Genomic DNA, 17180 nt, shown 5'->3' on the forward strand with positions numbered 1-17180 from the left:
TTGCTCCTATGCGCCGCAAGCGCCCGATGTTTTGTAGGTCAGCACCGGTTTAAACCGCGCCACGATGGTGATCAAGCCCGCGTTCAGCAAAGCATTGACCACGCTGTCGATGTTTTTGTATGCCTGCGGTGCTTCTTCGTAAATCAACGTTTTATCCTGACATACGACGATGCTGCCGAAGGTGGTGCGGCGCAATGAGTCCGCAGAATATTTGTGCGACAAACGCCCGCGGCATTCCGTGCGCAGCCATTTACGTCCGGATCCGTGTGCCAGCGAATGGAGCGACAGGCTGCAATCTTCGGCGGGTAAAACCAGATAGCTGAAGTCGCCGCGCGAGCCGGGAATGACCACCAAGCCGCGGTCGGCCGGTGTTGCGCCTTTGCGGTGCAGCCAGCCGTGCACGCCGCCGATGTCGGCTTCTTCGAGAAAGTTGTGGTGCACATCGAGCAGGCAAGCTCCTTCGCTGCGCCAGTTGTGCAGCATTCTTTCTGCAATCAGGCGTCGGTTAGCGTGGGCGAAATCCAAAGCATCTTGATGTGCGTGTAAATAGTCTGCCGCCGCTTCAGAGCCGGCATCTAAGCCTTGATGCCCGAATTGCTGAACGTGGCGGCTGAGAATGTGTTGACCCAAGCCGCGGGAACCGCTGTGTACCAAGAGTTGCAGTTTGGTTTTGTCAAACGCAGCGGGCAGCAGGTCGGCGCGGTAAATATCGTCAACGGCTTGCAGTTCGGCAAAATGGTTGCCGCCGCCGATGGTGCCTAAGGCCGTCTGAAACGGATGGGCGGGCAGCAATTCGCGGATGCGTTCGTGCCAGTTTTCATCGAGCGGCATGTCGATATTGCCGAGCTGTTTGGCGAGTTTCTCGGGTTTGGCTTTGTGGGCGGGCAGGTCGGTTTGCCAAAAAGCCATGCCGCAGCCGATGTCGTTGCCGATTGGGCGGGGTAAAAGTGATTGCGGCTGAAAAAAGCCGCGCCTACCGGATAACCGCGTCCGGCGTGTAAATCCGGCATGCCGGCTACACGGAGCATGTGCGGCAGCGCGGCGGTGGTGCGGAGTTGTTGAACCGCGTTGCCTTCTATCCAAGTGTCGGAATCGGCAATCACGATGGAATCAGGGTGGGAAATAGGTGTGCCCATAATATACTTTCGTGCAGGCGCAAACCGCATGAAGCCTGTGTTTCATGGGTTGACGCGAATAATCAGGAAAGCAGCCCGAACGCGGGCGACACAGAAAAAAGTGGTGCGCGCTTATACGCCGGTGCTGCAAAGAGTGATTGAGCAGATTGTGTGGTAAATCATCATGATGTGCTCCTTTCTTTGCTGAAGATGAATAGAATGGGGCGGATTGTAGTGCCAAGGCGGTAAAAGTGGCAACCAACGGCCTTGATTCATGCCGGTGAGTGTGGCGGATTGTGCAACAAGTTGGGGCGGTGTTTTTAAGTTCATATAAAGCACACAGGCCGTCTGAAAGGTTTCAGACGGCCTGTGTGCTTTATAAATGGTGAACGATGACTTAGCTTTGTACGTTGATACCGGCGGTCATGGTGCTGGTGCTGGAAGTGTTGCTGCCGGAGAGGAAGGAAGAAGCCAATTCGCTGCAACAGCCGCAGCAGGTTGCGACACCCAGTTGGGCTTGCAGGTCGCTCAAGCTGGAAGCACCGGCGGCAACGGTTTCTTGAATTTGGCGGTCTGTAATGGCATTGCAGATACATACAAACATTTTCGTGCTCCTTGTTCCGTTATTCGTAATGAGATTGAGTTTTATTATAGGGGTGGTTGAGAATATAAATAAAAACGGTTCGCATTGCAAGCATAGCAATTGTAAATTAGGCAGATATTGCAAATAAATCACGGGCAGAAGTATCGGCTTCTGTATCCTGTTATTTGCACTATCTGCCTAAGATAGGGAGCGGATGGTGAAAATGCTTTATTGAGCGGGGTGTGTTGCGGTTATCTTGCGGCAAAGGTATTGCATTGGTTCACGTCGCCGCTGTTTAGGCCGCGTTTGAACCAAGCCATGCGTTCGGCCGACGAGCCGTGGGTAAAGCTGTCGTGCACCACATAACCTTGCGAACGTTTTTGCAGGCGGTCGTCGCCCACGGCTTCGGCGGCGTTGACGGCTTCTTCGATGTCGCCTTCTTCAAACAGGTTCTGGTTGACGGCGTAATGCGCCCAAATGCCCGCAAAACAGTCGGCCTGCAATTCCAGTTTGACGGAAAGTGCGTTGGCTTCGGTTTTGGAACGGGCGGCGTTTTGCATTTGGTTGACTTGAGGCAAGATGCCGAGCAGGTTTTGTATATGGTGGCCGACTTCGTGGGCGATTACATAAGAGAAGGCGGCATCGCCGGATGCACCGAGTTTTTTACGCATGTCTTCATAAAACGATAAGTCGATATAGACTTTGCGGTCGGCAGGGCAGTAAAACGGCCCCATCGCGGCTTGGCCGGTGCCGCAGGCGGTTTGCGTGCCGGCGGTGTAGAGCACCAGCGTGGTCGGTGTGTAGCGGCTGCCGTTTTTGGCGAAATAGTTGCTCCATACGGTTTCGGTGTCGGCGAGCACCACGCGGGAAAGTTCGTTGAGCTGCGCTTCGAGTTCGCTGTTTAGTTTGGTTTGCTGTGTGATGTGGCCGCCGGGCGCGGGTGTGCCGACCAAGCCGGATAAGTCCACGCCGTAATAAGCGCCGACCAGCAGGATGATGATGCCGATGATGCCCGTGCCTTTGCCGCCGATACGGCCGGGGCGGCCGCGGCGGTCTTCTACGTTTGAGCTTTGTTTTCTGCCTTGCCAGCGCATGGTAGATTCCTTTTCATAGTGTTGTGTTGCCGCCATTATACGGTATAGATTTGAATTGGGCGGATGATGTGGAGGGTAAATCTTTGAGCGTATGTGATGCCGTTTTGATGGAAATAAAGTATGAGGCCGTCTGAAAATGTTCAGACGGCCTCATATGTTTGATGATTAGTTGATACGGAAATAGAGTTTCAAATCCTGCCAAAAGCGCGGTTCGAGTTTGAGCAGGTAGGCCACCAGCGGTACGTTGCCGAGTGCCACAATCAGATACAGCAAGGTAATGCTGTCGAACATAAACAGCAGCAAGGCACTTAAAAGCGCTGCCGTGACCATAAACATGCCGTTGACGATGTTGTTGGCGGCAATGGCGTGGGCGCGGAAGGTTTCGCTGCTGGCGGTTTGCAGCCAAGTGTAAAGCGGCACGGAGAAGAAACCGCCGAAAAATCCGATGGCAATCATGGTCAAGCTGACAGGGTAGGCATTGGCTTGAGACAAAAACCAGACTATGCCTTGAAGCTGTGTAAAACGCTGGCCGTAAGTCAGCCATACCAGCAGCAGCCCGCTAACGGTTAAGCCCGCGCCGCCTATGGCGACCAGCCCGAGGTGCAGGCGTTGGTGGCTGACTTTGGCGCAGACGACGGAGCCGATGGCAATGCCTATCGAAAACAGAGCCAGCATCAGGTTGAACACGTTGTCGTTGCCACCGAGGTGGATTTGGGTGAAGGTAGGCAGTTGGGTGGTATAAACGGCGCCGACCATCCAAAACCACGAAATGCCGATGATGGCGGCGTACAGTTCGCGTTGGACAAAGGTTTCTTTCATCAGCACCCAAGTGCCTTTGGCGATGTTCGGCTCGATGCGGGTGGTGGGGTCTTTGGCGGCGACACGCGGCATAAACATGCTGGTAACGGTGCCTGCGATGGCGACGGCCATCACCATCATGCCGACGAAATGGGGCGGAATGCCCGCTACGGCCGTGCCGAGAATCTGGCCGAACAGAATAGCGATGAAAGTGCCCGATTCAATCAGGCTGTTGCCCATGATCAGCTCTTTGCTGTTGAGATAATCGGGCAGCACGGCGTATTTCAGCGGGCCGAACAGGGTGGATTGCGTGCCCATGCAAAACAGGCAAAACAGCAGCAGCGGGGCGGATTGGATATAAAAGCCGTAAGCGGCCACGGTCATCACCGCAATTTCCAGCACTTTGATAACCTGCGCCAGCCGCGCTTTGTCGAACTTGGTACTCAGTTGGCCCGAGATGGCGGAAAACAGAAAATAGGGCAGGATAAACAGCAGGGCGCCGAGATTGAGCATTTGGCTGGCGGGCAGCACGGTGTTTTCTCCCAAGTCGTAGAAGCTGATCATCACAAACAGGGCGGTTTTAAACAGGTTGTCGTTAAACGCGCCTAAAAATTGTGTGCCGAACAGCGGGGCGAAGCGGCGGCCGGTGGAGAAATTCAGGTTATCTTTCAGGCTCATTTTCGGGCTTTTCTCGGTTTTCGCTATTGCCGGTTTCGTTTTGTGCGGCGGTGTCGTCGTCATCCATGATGATGCGGTGGGCAGGGCCTTCCAAGTCATCGAACTGTCCGTTTTTGCCGGACCACCAAAAAAAATAAGCAATCAGAAAAGCCAAAATAATGCTGATGGGTATCAGGATAAAGATGCTTTCCATTTAGATCGTTCCTGTTAGGTCGTTGAGCACCAGCGTTTGCCCGCCGATGCTGAGATATTCGTTGCGGAGGCGGCCGATAAGGGATTCGTCGTCGAATAAAACCACATGGTCTTTTTCTGTTTTCCAGTAAAGCGGCTTTCCGCATTCTTCGTAAAAGGCAATGGCGCGTGCGGCGGCGGCGTCTTGCGGTGCGGTTTCGCTTTGTGCCTTCACGGCAAAGCGGCCGCTTGAAGGCGGCTGCCCGGATTCATCGTCGGGCAGCATAATAAAGAAGCCCAGATGTTCGCCTTGTTGCGTGTGGATGCTGAAGTAGTGCATGTTTTCAGACGGCCTTATGGATGGGGGCGGTTTTAACGGATAACGGCGGATGTGCAGATGGTCAAGTTTATGCGTTCTGCTCCGCCGCTGCCTGCCGGGTATAGTCGATAAATGCCTGCTGTTTGGCTTTGGCTTTGCCCGAATCGATGGCTTGGGCGGCGGCGGCCACGCCTTCTTGCAGCGAAGGTACGATATCGCCCGCATACAGGCAGGCGGCGGCATTGAGCAATACGATGTCGCGCGCGGCTCCGGTTTCGCCTGCCAACACGCGGTTCATCATGGCGAGCGATTCGGTGCTGTCGGCTACGCGGATGTCGTCGAGGTTGGCGTAAACGGGCAGGCCGAATTGGTCGGGCGTGATGTCGTATTCGCTGATGCGGCCGTTATGCAGCTCGGCCACGCGGGTGGCGCCGGTAATGGTGATTTCATCGAGGCCGTCGCTGCCGTTGACCACTAAAACGTGGCGCGAGCCGAGTTGTTGCAGCACGCGCGAGAGAATGCCGCACAAGTCGATATGAAACACGCCCAAAAGCTGGTTGGGTGCGCCTGCGGGGTTGGTAAGCGGGCCTAAAATGTTGAAGATGCTGCGGAAGCCCAATGAACGGCGCACAGGGGCAACGTAGCGCATGGCACTGTGGTGGTTGGGGGCGAACATAAAGCCGATGCCGATATTGTCGATGCTGCCGCCGACTTGTTCGGGAGAAAGGTTAAGGCTTGCGCCCATTTGTTCCATAACGTCTGCCGCGCCGCTGGAAGACGACACCGAACGGCCGCCGTGTTTGGCTAATTTGGCTCCGGCGGCTGCGGCCACAAACATGGCGGTGCTGGATATATTGAATGTTTGCGCGCCGTCGCCGCCGGTACCGACGATATCGACCAGATGGGTGTTGTCCTGCACGGGCACGGGGGTGGCAAATTCGCGCATGACGGCGGCGGCGGCGCTGATTTCGGACACGGTTTCCACTTTGATGCGCAGGCCGGTAAGAATGGCGGCAATCTGTTCGGACGGAACCTGACCGCTCATAATCTGGCGCATCAGGTCGGTCATTTCGTCGTAAAAGAGTTCGTTATTGTCGATAAGGCGGGCAATGGCTTGCTGCGGGGTAATCATCGGGGTGTTGCCTTTAAACGGATAAGTTTTCGTGAAGGCCGTCTGAACGGTTTCAGACGGCCTTTGGTATATGTAATCAGGCCGTCTGAAAGTCGGCAAATTCTTTTAAGAAATTATCGAGCATTTCGTGCCCGTGTTCGGTGAGCAGGGCTTCGGGATGAAACTGCACGCCTTCGATGGGAAAATGCTTGTGGCGCACGCCCATGATTTCGCCGTCTTCCGTCCACGATGTTACTTCCAAGCAGTCGGGCAACGTATCGCGGTCGATAACCAAGCTGTGGTAGCGGGTGCAGGTTACGGGATTGGGCAGCTCTTTGAACATGCCGCGGCTGTGGTGGTGCACGGGCGATACTTTGCCGTGCATCAGCGTTTTGGCACGCACCACGTTGCCGCCGAACGCTTCGCCCATGGTTTGATGGCCGAGGCAGATGCCCATAATCGGCAGTTTGCCGGCAAAATGCTGCATGGCGGCTACCGAAATGCCTGCTTCTTTGGGCGAACAGGGGCCGGGGCCGATAACAAGGTATTGCGGTTTGAGGGCGGCGATTTCTTCTAATGTGATGTCGTCGTTTCGGCGCACCACCACTTCTTGGCCGAGTTCGGCGAAGTATTGGACGATGTTGTAGGTAAAGCTGTCGTAGTTGTCGATCATTAAAAGCATGATGGTTTAACTTTCATAAGGCCGTCTGAAACGGCTGGGGCGTTCAGACGGCCTGTCATACGGATGGCAAGCGCCGGTTATTTTAAAGGTTCGTTGCGCTTGCCGAAATAGATAAAGCCGATAATGCCGAGCACAATCATCGGTACGCTCAACCATTGCCCCATAGACAAACCCAAACTCAGCAGGCCGAGATAGTCGTCGGGTTGGCGGGCATATTCGGCGATAAAGCGGAAGATGCCGTAGCCGGCGAGAAACACCATAGATGTTTGACCGACCGGGCGCGGCTTTTTAGAAAACAGCCACACAATCACAAACAGGCTGATGCCTTCGAGCGCGAATTGGTAAAGCTGAGAAGGATGCCGCGGCAGCATACCGTATTGCGCCAACCATTCTGCCCATTGCGGGTTGTGTGTGGCAACGGCGGCATCTTCGTGGCGAGCCTGCGGAAAACCCATGGCCCAGAAAGCGTTGATGTCGGTAACGCGACCCCACAGTTCGCCGTTGATAAAGTTGCCGATACGGCCGGATGCCAAGCCCAGCGGCACCAGCGGGGCAACGAAATCAGCCACGCGCCAAAAACCGATGTTGCGTTTGCGCCCGAACAGCCACATGGCAACCAACACGCCCAAAAAACCGCCGTGGAACGACATACCGCCTTCCCACACTTTCAAAATATCGCCGGGGTTTTGCATATAGTGTGAAAACTTGTAGAACAGCACATAGCCCAACCGCCCGCCGAGAATCACGCCCAATACGCCGTAAGTCAGCAAATCGTCGAGCATTTCTTTGGTAAAAACGGTGTTGCCTTGACTGATGCGCCGTCTGCCGAGCCAGATAAACAGAACGAATGCGAGAATATAGCTGAGCGCATACCAGCGGATTGCCAGCGGGCCGAAGCTGATCAGTTCGGGGCTGAACTGCGGATGTACCATCATAATCATGCTGCCTTGATGTGTTTTTTAAGGCGGCTATTATAACAGTTGGCATTCAAATTAGGGGCGTTACCGTTCAGACGGCCCGATTGAGCTTTGGCCGGAGGCGTGCTTTGTTCGTGTGCCGTCTGAAACGGGTTTTTTCAGACGGCACATTGCCCGTTTGAGCGCCGTTTGTCAGGCAAAATCAACGCAGATTAACGAATCTTGACTTAAATCAAGCCCTGCGGTTAAATGCCGATGCAGGTTTTCAACGGGACCGGCAGCAGAAAAGAAATAAAAGCGTCGCGTTTTCATGCGGCTTTTCCATTTAGAAATCGAGGTTTATATGGGCAATTTTAATCCGATGTACGTTACCTTCGGGATATACCTGATTGCAGTATTGCTGATCGGTATGGCGGCATATTATTCCACCCGCAGTTTCGACGACTATATTCTCGGCGGCCGCAGTTTGGGCAGCTTTGTTACCGCGATGTCGGCAGGTGCTTCCGACATGTCGGGCTGGCTGTTGATGGGCTTGCCCGGTGCGGTTTACGCCAGCGGTTTGAGCGAAGCATGGATCGCCATCGGTCTGACAGTCGGCGCTTATTTCAACTGGCGTTTGGTGGCGGGCAGGCTGCGCGTCCACACCGAATACAACAACAATGCCTTAACTCTGCCCGATTATTTTTTCCACCGTTTCGGCAGCAAAGGTGCGGCAATGAAAGTGATTTCCGCCGCCATCATTCTGTTTTTCTTCACCATCTATTGCGCTTCGGGTATCGTGGCCGGCGCACGCCTGTTCCAAAGCCTGTTTGACGTTACCTACACGCAAGCCATGTGGCTGGGCGCGGGCGCAACCATTGCCTACACCTTTATCGGCGGCTTCTTGGCCGTGAGCTGGACGGATACGATTCAGGCAACCTTGATGATTTTCGCCCTGATTCTCACGCCGATTATGGTTTATTTGGCGTTGGGCGGAGCCGATGAAATGAATGCCGCTATCCAAGGCGTTGCCGCTTCAACCGGCAAAGAATACGGCAGCCTGCTCGCGGGCACCACGCTGATGGGCATTATTTCCACCGCCGCATGGGGCTTGGGCTATTTCGGCCAGCCGCACATTCTGGCGCGTTTTATGGCGGCCGAAAACGTGAAATCGCTGGTGTCCGCCCGCCGCATCGGCATGACGTGGATGATTCTGTGCTTGGCCGGAGCCTGTGCGGTCGGCTATTTCGGCATCGCTTACTTCGGCGGCCATCCCGATCAAGTAGCGGCCATGGGCGGCAACAACGAGCGCATCTTTATTGCCTTGACCACTATTCTGTTCAACCCATGGATCGCCGGCGTGATTCTTTCCGCCATTCTTGCCGCCGTGATGTCCACGCTGTCTTGCCAACTGTTGGTATGTTCCAGCGCGATTACCGAAGACTTCTACAAAGGCTTTTTGCGCCCCGATGCACCGCAAAAAGAGTTGGTTTGGGTAGGTCGCCTGATGGTGTTGGCCGTGGCTGTGATTGCCATCATTATCGCCGCAGACCCCGAAAGCAGAGTGTTGGGATTGGTATCCTATGCTTGGGCGGGCTTCGGCGCTGCCTTCGGCCCCGTGGTTATTCTGTCGGTATTCTGGAAACGCATGACCGCCGCCGGAGCATTGGCCGGTATGATTGCCGGAGCATTGGTTGTGGTGGCATGGAAACCGTTAACCGGCAGCAGCCTGTATGAAATCGTGCCCGGCTTCATCGCCTGCTTTATCGCCGTGGTTGCCGTATCGCTGATCGGCAAAGCACCGAAACAAGTGGAAGAGAAGTTTGAAGAGGCAGATAAAGCCTATCAGGCAGCAAAATAAACCTCTGTTGATGCCGATATGATTGAGGCCGTCTGAAATTTCAGACGGCCTTTTGTTTAGACGGCTCAATAAAAAGTGTTAACGGCTGCTTGCTATAAAAAGCCGGGAACTTTGCATAATCAGCCATGGTTTTGAAATGCCTGTATCTAAAACCAAATCATAGTCTCGGATACATGACACCCTGTGAAGGCTGCTTGTTGTTTGGAGGCCCTTTTAGCGAAACTCACAAAATTGACTTTCAGACGGCATGGCGGCAAAGGCTACCGATAAAACGGGTAGTTGTTGTCAATAAAAAAGCTCCCTGTTAACGGGAGCTTTTTTATTAGGCTGAAACAATTCTGTTTCGTTTTTCCTTACGCCTTTTTATTGGCCAACGCAGCTTTGATGTAAGCGGTAAACAGCGGGTGGCCTTTACGCGGTGTAGAGGTAAATTCCGGGTGGAACTGGCAGGCGAAGAACCACGGGTGCTCGGGCAGCTCGATGGTTTCCACCAAACGCTCGCGGCCTGCGGATACACCGCCGATCACCAAACCGGCTTGTTCGAGCTGTGGCAGGAAGTTGTTGTTGACTTCGTAGCGGTGGCGGTGGCGTTCTTTGATTTCGGTGCTGCCGTAGATTCTGGCGGCAAGGCTGTCGGGTTTGAGTTCGACTTCTTGTGCGCCCAAGCGCATGGTGCCGCCCAAGTCGGTGTTTTCGTCGCGTTTTTCGACGCTGCCGTCGGCGGTTTGCCATTCGTCGATTAGGGCAACGACGGGATAAGCCGTTTTCAGGTCGAACTCGGTTGAGTTCGCGCCTTCCATGCCGGCAACGTCTCGTGCGTATTCGATGAGGGCAATCTGCATGCCCAAGCAAATGCCCAGATAAGGCACTTTGTTTTCACGCGCGTATTTCACGGCGGCGATTTTGCCTTCTACGCCGCGGATACCGAAACCGCCGGGCACTAAAACGGCATCCATGCCTTTCAGGCAGTCGGTGCCTTCTTTTTCGATGGCTTCGCTGTCGATGTAGGTAATCTGCACGTCGGTTTCGGTGTGGATGCCGGCGTGTTTCAGGGCTTCGGTGAGCGATTTGTAGGATTCGGTGAGATCGACGTATTTGCCGACCATAGCGATTTTAACGGTGTGTTTGGGGTTTTTAATCGCGTAAACGATTTTTTTCCACTCGGTCAAATCGGCTTGTTGCACGTTTAATTGCAACTGCTCGCAAATGATGTTGTCGATGCCTTGGCTGTGGAGCATTTCGGGGATTTCGTAAATGCTGTCGGCGTCGTAGCTGCCGGCCACGGCGCGCTCTTCGACGTTGCAGAAGAGGGCGATTTTGCGTTTTTCTTCATCGGGCAGGATGCGGTCCATGCGGCAGATGAGCACGTCGGGCTGGATACCGATTTCGCGCAATTCTTTAACGGAATGCTGGGTCGGTTTGGTTTTGATTTCGCCTGCTGCGGCAATGTAGGGAACGTAGCTCAGGTGGACAAACAGGGTGTTGTTGCGGCCGAGCTGGCTGCGCATTTGGCGGATGGCCTCCAAGAAAGGCAGCGATTCGATGTCGCCCACGGTGCCGCCGATTTCGATGATGGCGACATCATGGCCTGCCGCGCCTTCGTGGATTTTGCGTTTGATTTCGTCGGTGATGTGCGGGATAACCTGCACGGTGCCGCCCAAATAGTCGCCGCGGCGTTCTTTGGCAATCACATGTTCGTACACTTGGCCTGCGCTGAAGCTGTTGCGCCTGAACATGGTGGAGTTGATAAAACGCTCGTAGTGGCCGAGGTCGAGGTCGGTTTCCGCGCCGTCTTCGGTAACGAACACTTCGCCGTGCTGGAAGGGGCTCATGGTGCCGGGATCGACGTTGATATAGGGGTCGAGCTTGAGCATGGTTACTTTCAAGCCGCGCGATTCGAGAATGGTGGCAATAGAAGCGGCGGCGATACCTTTACCGAGTGAAGATACGACGCCGCCGGTTACGAAAATAAATTTGGTCATGATGTTTACCGCTCGTTTTGAATGCGTGATTTTACCTTGAATGGGGTTTGCCTTCAACTTTAGAGGCCGTCTGAAAAAACGATAATGCTTGCTTTCAGACGGCCTCTCGGTGCTATGTGGTTAAGATTTTTGGGCTTCTTCGCGCAGTTCGCGGCGGAGGATTTTGCCGACGTTCGATTTAGGCAATTCGTCGCGGAATTCGATGTCTTTCGGCACTTTATAGGCGGTCAGCTCGGTGCGGCAGAAGGCGATAAGCTCTTCTTTGGTGAGCGAAGGGTCTTTTTTCACAACGAAGAGTTTGAGGGCTTCGCCGGTTTTTTCGCTGGCTACGCCGATACAGGCCACTTCGAGCACTTTGTCGTGATGGGCGACCACTTCTTCGATTTCGTTGGGATAAACGTTGAAGCCGGAAACGACAATCAGGTCTTTTTTGCGGTCAACCAGTTTGAACCAGCCTTTTTCGTCGACAACGGCAATGTCGCCGGTTTCGAGGAAGCCGCGGCTGTCGATGGTTTTGGCGGTTTCTTCGGGGCGGTTCCAATAGCCTTTCATCACTTGCGGGCCGCGCACCCACATTTCGCCGGGTTGTCCTATCGGCACTTCTTTGCCGTCGGCATCACGCAGCTCGATTTCGGTGGAAGGCACGGGCAGGCCGATGCTGCCGGTGTAGGAGGGAATGCTGAGCGGGTTGCAGCATACGCCGGGGCTGGCTTCGGTGAGGCCGTAGGCTTCGACAATCGGCGTGCCGGTGATGTTTTTCCATTTTTCGGCCACGGGTTTTTGGGTGGCCATGCCGCCGGCAAGGGTGAGTTTGAGGGCGGAAAAGTCGATTTCGGCCAGTTCGGGGCGGTTGACCATAGCGTTAAACAAGGTGTTTACGCCGATGAATACGCTGATTTTTTCTTTTTTCAATTCGCCCATGAAGCCTTTCATGTCGCGCGGATTGGTAATCAGCAGGATTTTGGCGCCGGCTTGGGTGAAAATCATCAGGTTAATGGTTAAGGCCAAGATGTGATACAGCGGCAGCGCGGCAATCACGATTTCTTTGCCGGGTTCCAACAGATTTTTAATCCACTCGGCAGCCTGCTGCATATTGGCGCAGATGTTGCCGTGGGTAAGGATGGCACCTTTGGCCACGCCGGTGGTGCCGCCGGTGTATTGCAGAAAGGCGGTGTTGTCGCGGGTAAGAGTAACCGGCGTGAACTGATGCGCCGCGCCTTGTTTCAAGGCCGTCTGAAAAGGAATGATGTTGGCGATGCGGTATTCGGGTACCATTTTTTTGACTTTGCGTACCACAAAGTTCATCAATTTGCCTTTCAGCCCGAACATATCGCCGACGGTGGCGACAATCACGTTTTTCACTTTGGTGCGCGGCAAAACCAGTTCCAGCGTGTTGGCGAAATTTTCCAGCACCACGATGGTGGTCGCGCCGCTGTCGTTGAGTTGGTGCTCAAGCTCGCGCGGGGTGTAAAGCGGATTGGTGTTGACCACGATCATGCCTGCTTTCAATACGCCGAAAAGGGCGATGGGGTATTGCAGCAGGTTGGGCATCATGATGGCAACGCGCTCGCCGCGCGGCAGTTTGAGGGTATTTTGCAGAAACGAAGCAAAATCGGTAATCAGCTTGGACGTTTCGGCGTAAGTAAGGGTTTTGCCCATGTTTTGAAAAGCGGGCAGATTGCTGTGTTTACCGGCGCTTTCTTGGAACACTTCGATAATCGAGTTGTAGCGTTCGGTGTCGACTTCGGCATTGATGCCTCGCTCGTAGCTTTGGAGCCAGATTTTTTCCATAAAGTGAGTTTCCTTGTTGTGAGGCCGTCTGAAAATCAGGTTGGCTTTTTCAGACGGCCTGACTGTTATTTTGTAATGATAACGGGTTTGTCGGTAGCCGTAATGATGCCGCCGCCCAAGCATACGTCGCCGTCGTAGAGTACGGCGGATTGGCCGGGAGTAACGGCCCATTGCGGTTTGTCAAACAGCAGCTCGGCGGTTTCGTTGTCGATGTAGCGCAGTTCGCACGGCGCATCGGCCATGCGGTAGCGGGTTTTGCAGGTGTAAAGGCCTTCAGCGGGGCGTTCGGGCAGTGTCCAGCTTAAATCGTTCATAGTCAGGCTCTTGGTGTAGAGCAGCGGGTGGTCGTGGCCTTGTACGACGATTAATCGGTTGAGGGTCAGATCTTTACCGGCAACAAACCACGGTTCGCCCGCGCCGCCTATGCCCAAGCCTTTACGCTGGCCGATGGTGTAGAACATCAGGCCGACGTGTTCGCCTACTTTTTTGCCTTCGGGCGTAACCATGTCGCCGTTGTCGGTGGGCAGGTATTGTTGCAGGAACTCGCGGAACGGGCGTTCGCCGATAAAGCAGATGCCGGTGCTGTCTTTTTTGGCGGCGGTCGGCAACTCGGCCTCGGCGGCAAGGCGGCGCACTTCGGGTTTTTCCAAGTCGCCGAGCGGGAAAATGGCGCGTTGGAGCTGGTGCGGTTTGAGGCGGTATAAAAAGTAGCTTTGGTCTTTGTTGTTGTCGAGACCTTTGAGCAGGTAGTGCACGCCGTCGCGCACTTCTTTGCGGGCGTAGTGGCCGGTGGCGATCACGTCTGCGCCTTGTTCGACGGCGTAGTCGAGAAAGCATTTGAATTTGATTTCGGCGTTGCACAATACGTCGGGATTGGGCGTGCGGCCTGCTGAATATTCTGTGAGGAAGTAGGCGAAGACGTTGTCTTTGTATTGGGCGGCGAAGTTGACGATGTCGATGTCGATGCCGATGATGTCGGCCACGGCGATGGCATCAAACGAGTCTTGTTTGATGCTGCAATATTCGTCGTTATCGTCGTCTTCCCAGTTTTGCATGAAAACCCCGCGCACTTGATGGCCTTGCTGTTTGAGCAGATACGCGGTTACGGAAGAATCAACGCCGCCGGATAGGCCGACGATGATGTTTTGCGGAGTGGATGTGTGCATGTTTGCGGTAGTGTAAACATAATTTAAATGATTGGCGGATTTTAACATTTTTAAGCGGTTTATCACCACTGCGGCGGCATGTGCGCGTGTGCGGCGGGTAAGTGCTTGGAAAGATTTGTTGAAAAAGACGGGTTTAATGGGTGTACAATAGCGCCTTTTTTCAGACGGCCTCCCAAGCCGTATCTCATACGCTTTACCATAGAAAGAAACACGCATCATGTTCCGTACCATGCTCGGCGGCAAAATCCACCGTGCCACCGTTACCGAAGCCGATTTGAACTACGTCGGCAGCATCACCATCGACCAAGATTTACTCGACGCAGCAGGCATTTGCGTGAACGAGAAAGTGCAAATCGTCAACAACAACAACGGCGCGCGCCTTGAAACTTATACGATTCCCGGCGAGCGCGGCAGCGGCGTAATCTGCCTCAACGGTGCCGCAGCGCGCTTGGTGCAGAAAGGCGATATTGTGATTATTATGTCGTATGTGATGATGAGCAGCGAAGAAGCCGCCAAACACGAGCCGAAAGTGGTTTTGGTGAACGAGAAAAACAAAATCCGCGGCATCATTCATTACGAACCGCCGCATACCGTTTTATAAATCAAACCGTAAGGCCGTCTGAAAACATTGCTCTGTTATTTTTCAGACGGCCTCAAACCAAGCGAGGCCATATCATGAACGTTAACATCAAAAATATTACCGTAGCCAACGATGCGCCGTTTACCCTGTTCGGCGGCATCAACGTGCTGGAAGATTTGGATTCCACCCTTAAAGCCTGCGAACATTACGTTAAAGTAACCGACAAACTCGGTATTCCCTATGTGTTCAAAGCCTCGTTCGACAAGGCCAACCGTTCGTCTATCCATTCTTACCGCGGCGTCGGTTTGGACGAAGGCATGAAAATCTTTGCCGCCGTGAAAAAAGAATTCGATGTGCCGGTGATTACCGACGTGCACGAGCCGTACCAATGCCAGCCCGTCGCCGAAGTATGCGACGTGATCCAACTGCCCGCATTTTTGGCGCGCCAAACCGATTTGGTTGTGGCGATGGCGAAAACTGGCAATGTTATCAATGTGAAGAAGCCGCAGTTTTTAAGCCCTTCGCAAATGAAAAACATCGTGGAAAAATTTAAAGAAGCGGGTAACGAGCAAGTGATTTTGTGCGAACGCGGCGCACAGTTCGGTTACGACAATTTGGTGGTCGATATGCTCGGCTTCGGCGTGATGAAGAAAACCTGCGGCAATCTGCCGGTGATTTTCGATGTAACCCACTCGCTTCAACAACGCGAATCGGGTGCCGCCGCATCGGGCGGCCGCCGCAGCCAAGTGCTTGATTTGGCACTCGCAGGCATGGGAACGCGCTTGGCGGGTCTGTTTTTGGAATCGCACGCGAATCCCGACGAAGCCAAATGCGACGGCCCGAGTGCGCTGCCGTTAGCAAAATTGGAAGATTTTTTGGTGCGCGTGAAAGCGGTTGATGATGTAGTGAAATCGTTTCCGGTGCTGGCTATCGACTGATACAGCTAAAGCCGTTGGATAAACATGAGGCCGTCTGAAAAAAAAGTTTTCAGACGGCCTCATGTTTTGGCTGAATCCTTAAGGCAAAGGCATCAAGGCTTAACGGCTTGACCGTTGATTTTAATACTTGTCAGTTTCAAATCATAGGTTTTGCCGTCGTCGGTGTAAGTGATTTGGGCAGGTATGTTGTTAAACGCCGGTGCGAAAGCGTAATTTACCGTGCTGTCGCCGCGTTGGATGCGGTATTTGTTCACTTCGGTGCTGCCGCCGCTGATTTTGTATTGGCCGCTGCCGGTTTTGTTCAGGCCGCCGACACGGTAGATTTTTTTACCGTTGGTAATGCGCAGGCCGGAGGGCAGGGAAGCGTCGTTGGCGGCCAGCTGCCATGCGAGGGTAAATAAATCCATGGTGGTGCCGGAAGCGGCTTCGGTTTTTTGTTCGCCCGCTTTGCCGTAAGTGACTTTGCCGCCGCCGAATTTGGCTTCGGCGTAGGTTTTGCCGCCACGCACGTCTTTATAGTAGGAAGGAATCAGGCGGTTGCCCGAAATGGTGCCGCCGGATTCAAAGCGGATGTTGTACAGCGGCACTTTGATGTGGGAAACGATTTTGTAGCTGTTGCCGTTGCGGTTGAAAGTCATGGTGGCGGGGATGCCGTAGCTGCCCGAATATCTCAATTCGGCAGATTGCGGCAGCTCGGCCGCAGATACGGATAAGGGAGCGGCCAAAGCGAGTGCGAGCAGCGGCAGGCTAAATGTTTTCATAATGGGATCCTCTCTCGGAAAATTCAGGCCAGCAGTTGGGATTCAATGTGGGCCGAAGGTGTGCGGATAACGCGGTTGCCGTTTATGTTCAGACGGCCTGCGGCAAAATCTGCCACAGCTTGCGGAAATAATTGGTGTTCTACTTTTAAAACCCGTGCCGCCAGTGTATCGGCGGTGTCGTCGTCGAACACCGGCACGGCGCCTTGTGCGATTATGGGGCCGCAGTCCAGTTCGGGTGTCACAAAATGAATGGTACAGCCGGCAATGCGGCAGCCCGCTTCTATGGCGCGTTCGTGGGTGTGCAGACCGGTAAAGGCGGGTAGCAGGGAAGGGTGGATGTTGATCAAACGCCCTTCATAATGGCGGCAAAACTCGGGCGTGAGAATGCGCATAAAGCCTGCCAAAACCACCAAATCGGGCTGGTAAGCGTCGATTTTCTCCATCATCGCGCGGTCGAATGCCGAGCGGTCGGCAAATTGTTTGTGATTCAGGCTGTCGGTGGTTATGCCGCGCTCCGCCGCCCAAGCCAAACCGGCGGCGTTTTCGTTGTTGCTCAAAACGGCGGCAATGCGCACTTGGGGAATCTGAGCTTCAACAATGGCCTGCATATTGCTGCCTCTGCCGGAAATCAGGATAACGATGTTTTTCATGTTC

16 protein-coding genes and 1 pseudogene are annotated in these 17180 nt (G+C 54.1%); 3 read left to right on the top strand and 14 right to left on the bottom strand.

Annotated features, from left to right (window positions below):
- Positions 1 to 6: 6 nt before the first annotated feature.
- The 9 genes and pseudogenes from AKG43_RS02085 to lgt form a co-directional block, all read right to left on the bottom strand.
- Positions 7 to 1136 (bottom strand): annotated as a pseudogene (locus tag AKG43_RS02085) (RNA ligase RtcB family protein).
- A gap of 376 nt (positions 1137 to 1512) precedes the next feature.
- Positions 1513 to 1719 (bottom strand): (2Fe-2S)-binding protein, encoded by a 207-nt coding sequence (locus AKG43_RS02090; protein WP_054598921.1) that lies wholly within the window; start codon positions 1717 to 1719, stop codon positions 1513 to 1515.
- A 230-nt stretch (positions 1720 to 1949) separates the two neighbouring features.
- Positions 1950 to 2792 carry a neutral zinc metallopeptidase gene (locus AKG43_RS02095; RefSeq protein ID WP_054598922.1) on the bottom strand — a complete coding sequence of 281 codons (843 nt, stop codon included), beginning with the start codon at positions 2790 to 2792 and terminating at the stop codon, positions 1950 to 1952.
- A 165-nt stretch (positions 2793 to 2957) separates the two neighbouring features.
- Complete coding sequence (locus AKG43_RS02100) at positions 2958 to 4268, bottom strand: MFS transporter (protein WP_054598923.1); 1311 nt, start codon at positions 4266 to 4268, stop codon at positions 2958 to 2960.
- Positions 4252 to 4461, bottom strand: a complete 210-nt coding sequence (ccoS, locus tag AKG43_RS02105; RefSeq protein WP_054598924.1) for a cbb3-type cytochrome oxidase assembly protein CcoS — start codon at positions 4459 to 4461, stop codon at positions 4252 to 4254. Before ccoS ends, AKG43_RS02100 begins: the two co-directional genes overlap by 17 nt.
- Positions 4462 to 4779: a hypothetical protein gene (locus AKG43_RS02110; RefSeq protein WP_054598925.1), complete on the bottom strand. Its 318-nt coding sequence runs from the start codon at positions 4777 to 4779 to the stop codon at positions 4462 to 4464. It lies immediately after the preceding gene.
- A gap of 67 nt (positions 4780 to 4846) precedes the next feature.
- A complete protein-coding gene (gene trpD / locus AKG43_RS02115; RefSeq protein WP_054598926.1) occupies positions 4847 to 5890 on the bottom strand; it encodes an anthranilate phosphoribosyltransferase in 1044 nt (347 codons plus the stop codon).
- 76 nt (positions 5891 to 5966) lie between these two features.
- A complete protein-coding gene (locus AKG43_RS02120) occupies positions 5967 to 6551 on the bottom strand; it encodes an aminodeoxychorismate/anthranilate synthase component II (RefSeq protein WP_054598927.1) in 585 nt (194 codons plus the stop codon).
- A gap of 77 nt (positions 6552 to 6628) precedes the next feature.
- Positions 6629 to 7486, bottom strand: a complete 858-nt coding sequence (lgt, locus tag AKG43_RS02125; RefSeq protein WP_054598928.1) for a prolipoprotein diacylglyceryl transferase — start codon at positions 7484 to 7486, stop codon at positions 6629 to 6631.
- 325 nt (positions 7487 to 7811) lie between these two features.
- On the opposite strand from lgt, the gene putP reads away from it, so the two are divergent.
- Positions 7812 to 9308 carry a sodium/proline symporter PutP gene (putP, locus tag AKG43_RS02130; RefSeq protein ID WP_054598969.1) on the top strand — a complete coding sequence of 499 codons (1497 nt, stop codon included), beginning with the start codon at positions 7812 to 7814 and terminating at the stop codon, positions 9306 to 9308.
- Positions 9309 to 9661: 353 nt separating this feature from the next.
- On the opposite strand, the gene AKG43_RS02135 is transcribed toward putP, so the two are convergent.
- The 3 genes from AKG43_RS02135 to mnmA all read right to left on the bottom strand — a co-directional run bounded on the left by AKG43_RS02135 (position 9662) and on the right by mnmA (position 14247).
- Positions 9662 to 11290, bottom strand: coding sequence for a CTP synthase (locus AKG43_RS02135; RefSeq protein ID WP_054598929.1), 1629 nt, complete (start codon positions 11288 to 11290; stop codon positions 9662 to 9664).
- A gap of 120 nt (positions 11291 to 11410) precedes the next feature.
- Positions 11411 to 13081 (bottom strand): AMP-binding protein, encoded by a 1671-nt coding sequence (locus AKG43_RS02140; RefSeq protein WP_054598930.1) that lies wholly within the window; start codon positions 13079 to 13081, stop codon positions 11411 to 11413.
- Between the two features lie 65 nt (positions 13082 to 13146).
- Positions 13147 to 14247, bottom strand: coding sequence for a tRNA 2-thiouridine(34) synthase MnmA (gene mnmA, locus AKG43_RS02145; protein WP_054598970.1), 1101 nt, complete (start codon positions 14245 to 14247; stop codon positions 13147 to 13149).
- Between the two features lie 217 nt (positions 14248 to 14464).
- On the opposite strand from mnmA, the gene panD reads away from it, so the two are divergent.
- Both panD and kdsA read left to right on the top strand, forming a co-directional pair.
- Positions 14465 to 14848: an aspartate 1-decarboxylase gene (panD, locus tag AKG43_RS02150; protein ID WP_054598931.1), complete on the top strand. Its 384-nt coding sequence runs from the start codon at positions 14465 to 14467 to the stop codon at positions 14846 to 14848.
- Positions 14849 to 14922: 74 nt separating this feature from the next.
- The gene (kdsA, locus tag AKG43_RS02155; RefSeq protein WP_054598932.1) at positions 14923 to 15765 is read left to right on the top strand and encodes a 3-deoxy-8-phosphooctulonate synthase; all 843 of its coding nucleotides are present in this window, start codon (positions 14923 to 14925) and stop codon (positions 15763 to 15765) included.
- Between the two features lie 92 nt (positions 15766 to 15857).
- On the opposite strand, the gene AKG43_RS02160 is transcribed toward kdsA, so the two are convergent.
- Entirely contained in the window at positions 15858 to 16526 is a 669-nt protein-coding gene (locus AKG43_RS02160) for a hypothetical protein (protein ID WP_054598933.1), read from the bottom strand.
- A 23-nt stretch (positions 16527 to 16549) separates the two neighbouring features.
- The gene (purN, locus tag AKG43_RS02165; RefSeq protein ID WP_054598971.1) at positions 16550 to 17176 is read right to left on the bottom strand and encodes a phosphoribosylglycinamide formyltransferase; all 627 of its coding nucleotides are present in this window, start codon (positions 17174 to 17176) and stop codon (positions 16550 to 16552) included.
- Between the last annotated feature and the right edge of the window lie 4 nt (positions 17177 to 17180).

The organism is Neisseria sp. 74A18, assembly GCF_001308005.1.
Classification (GTDB): domain Bacteria; phylum Pseudomonadota; class Gammaproteobacteria; order Burkholderiales; family Neisseriaceae; genus Neisseria; species Neisseria dumasiana.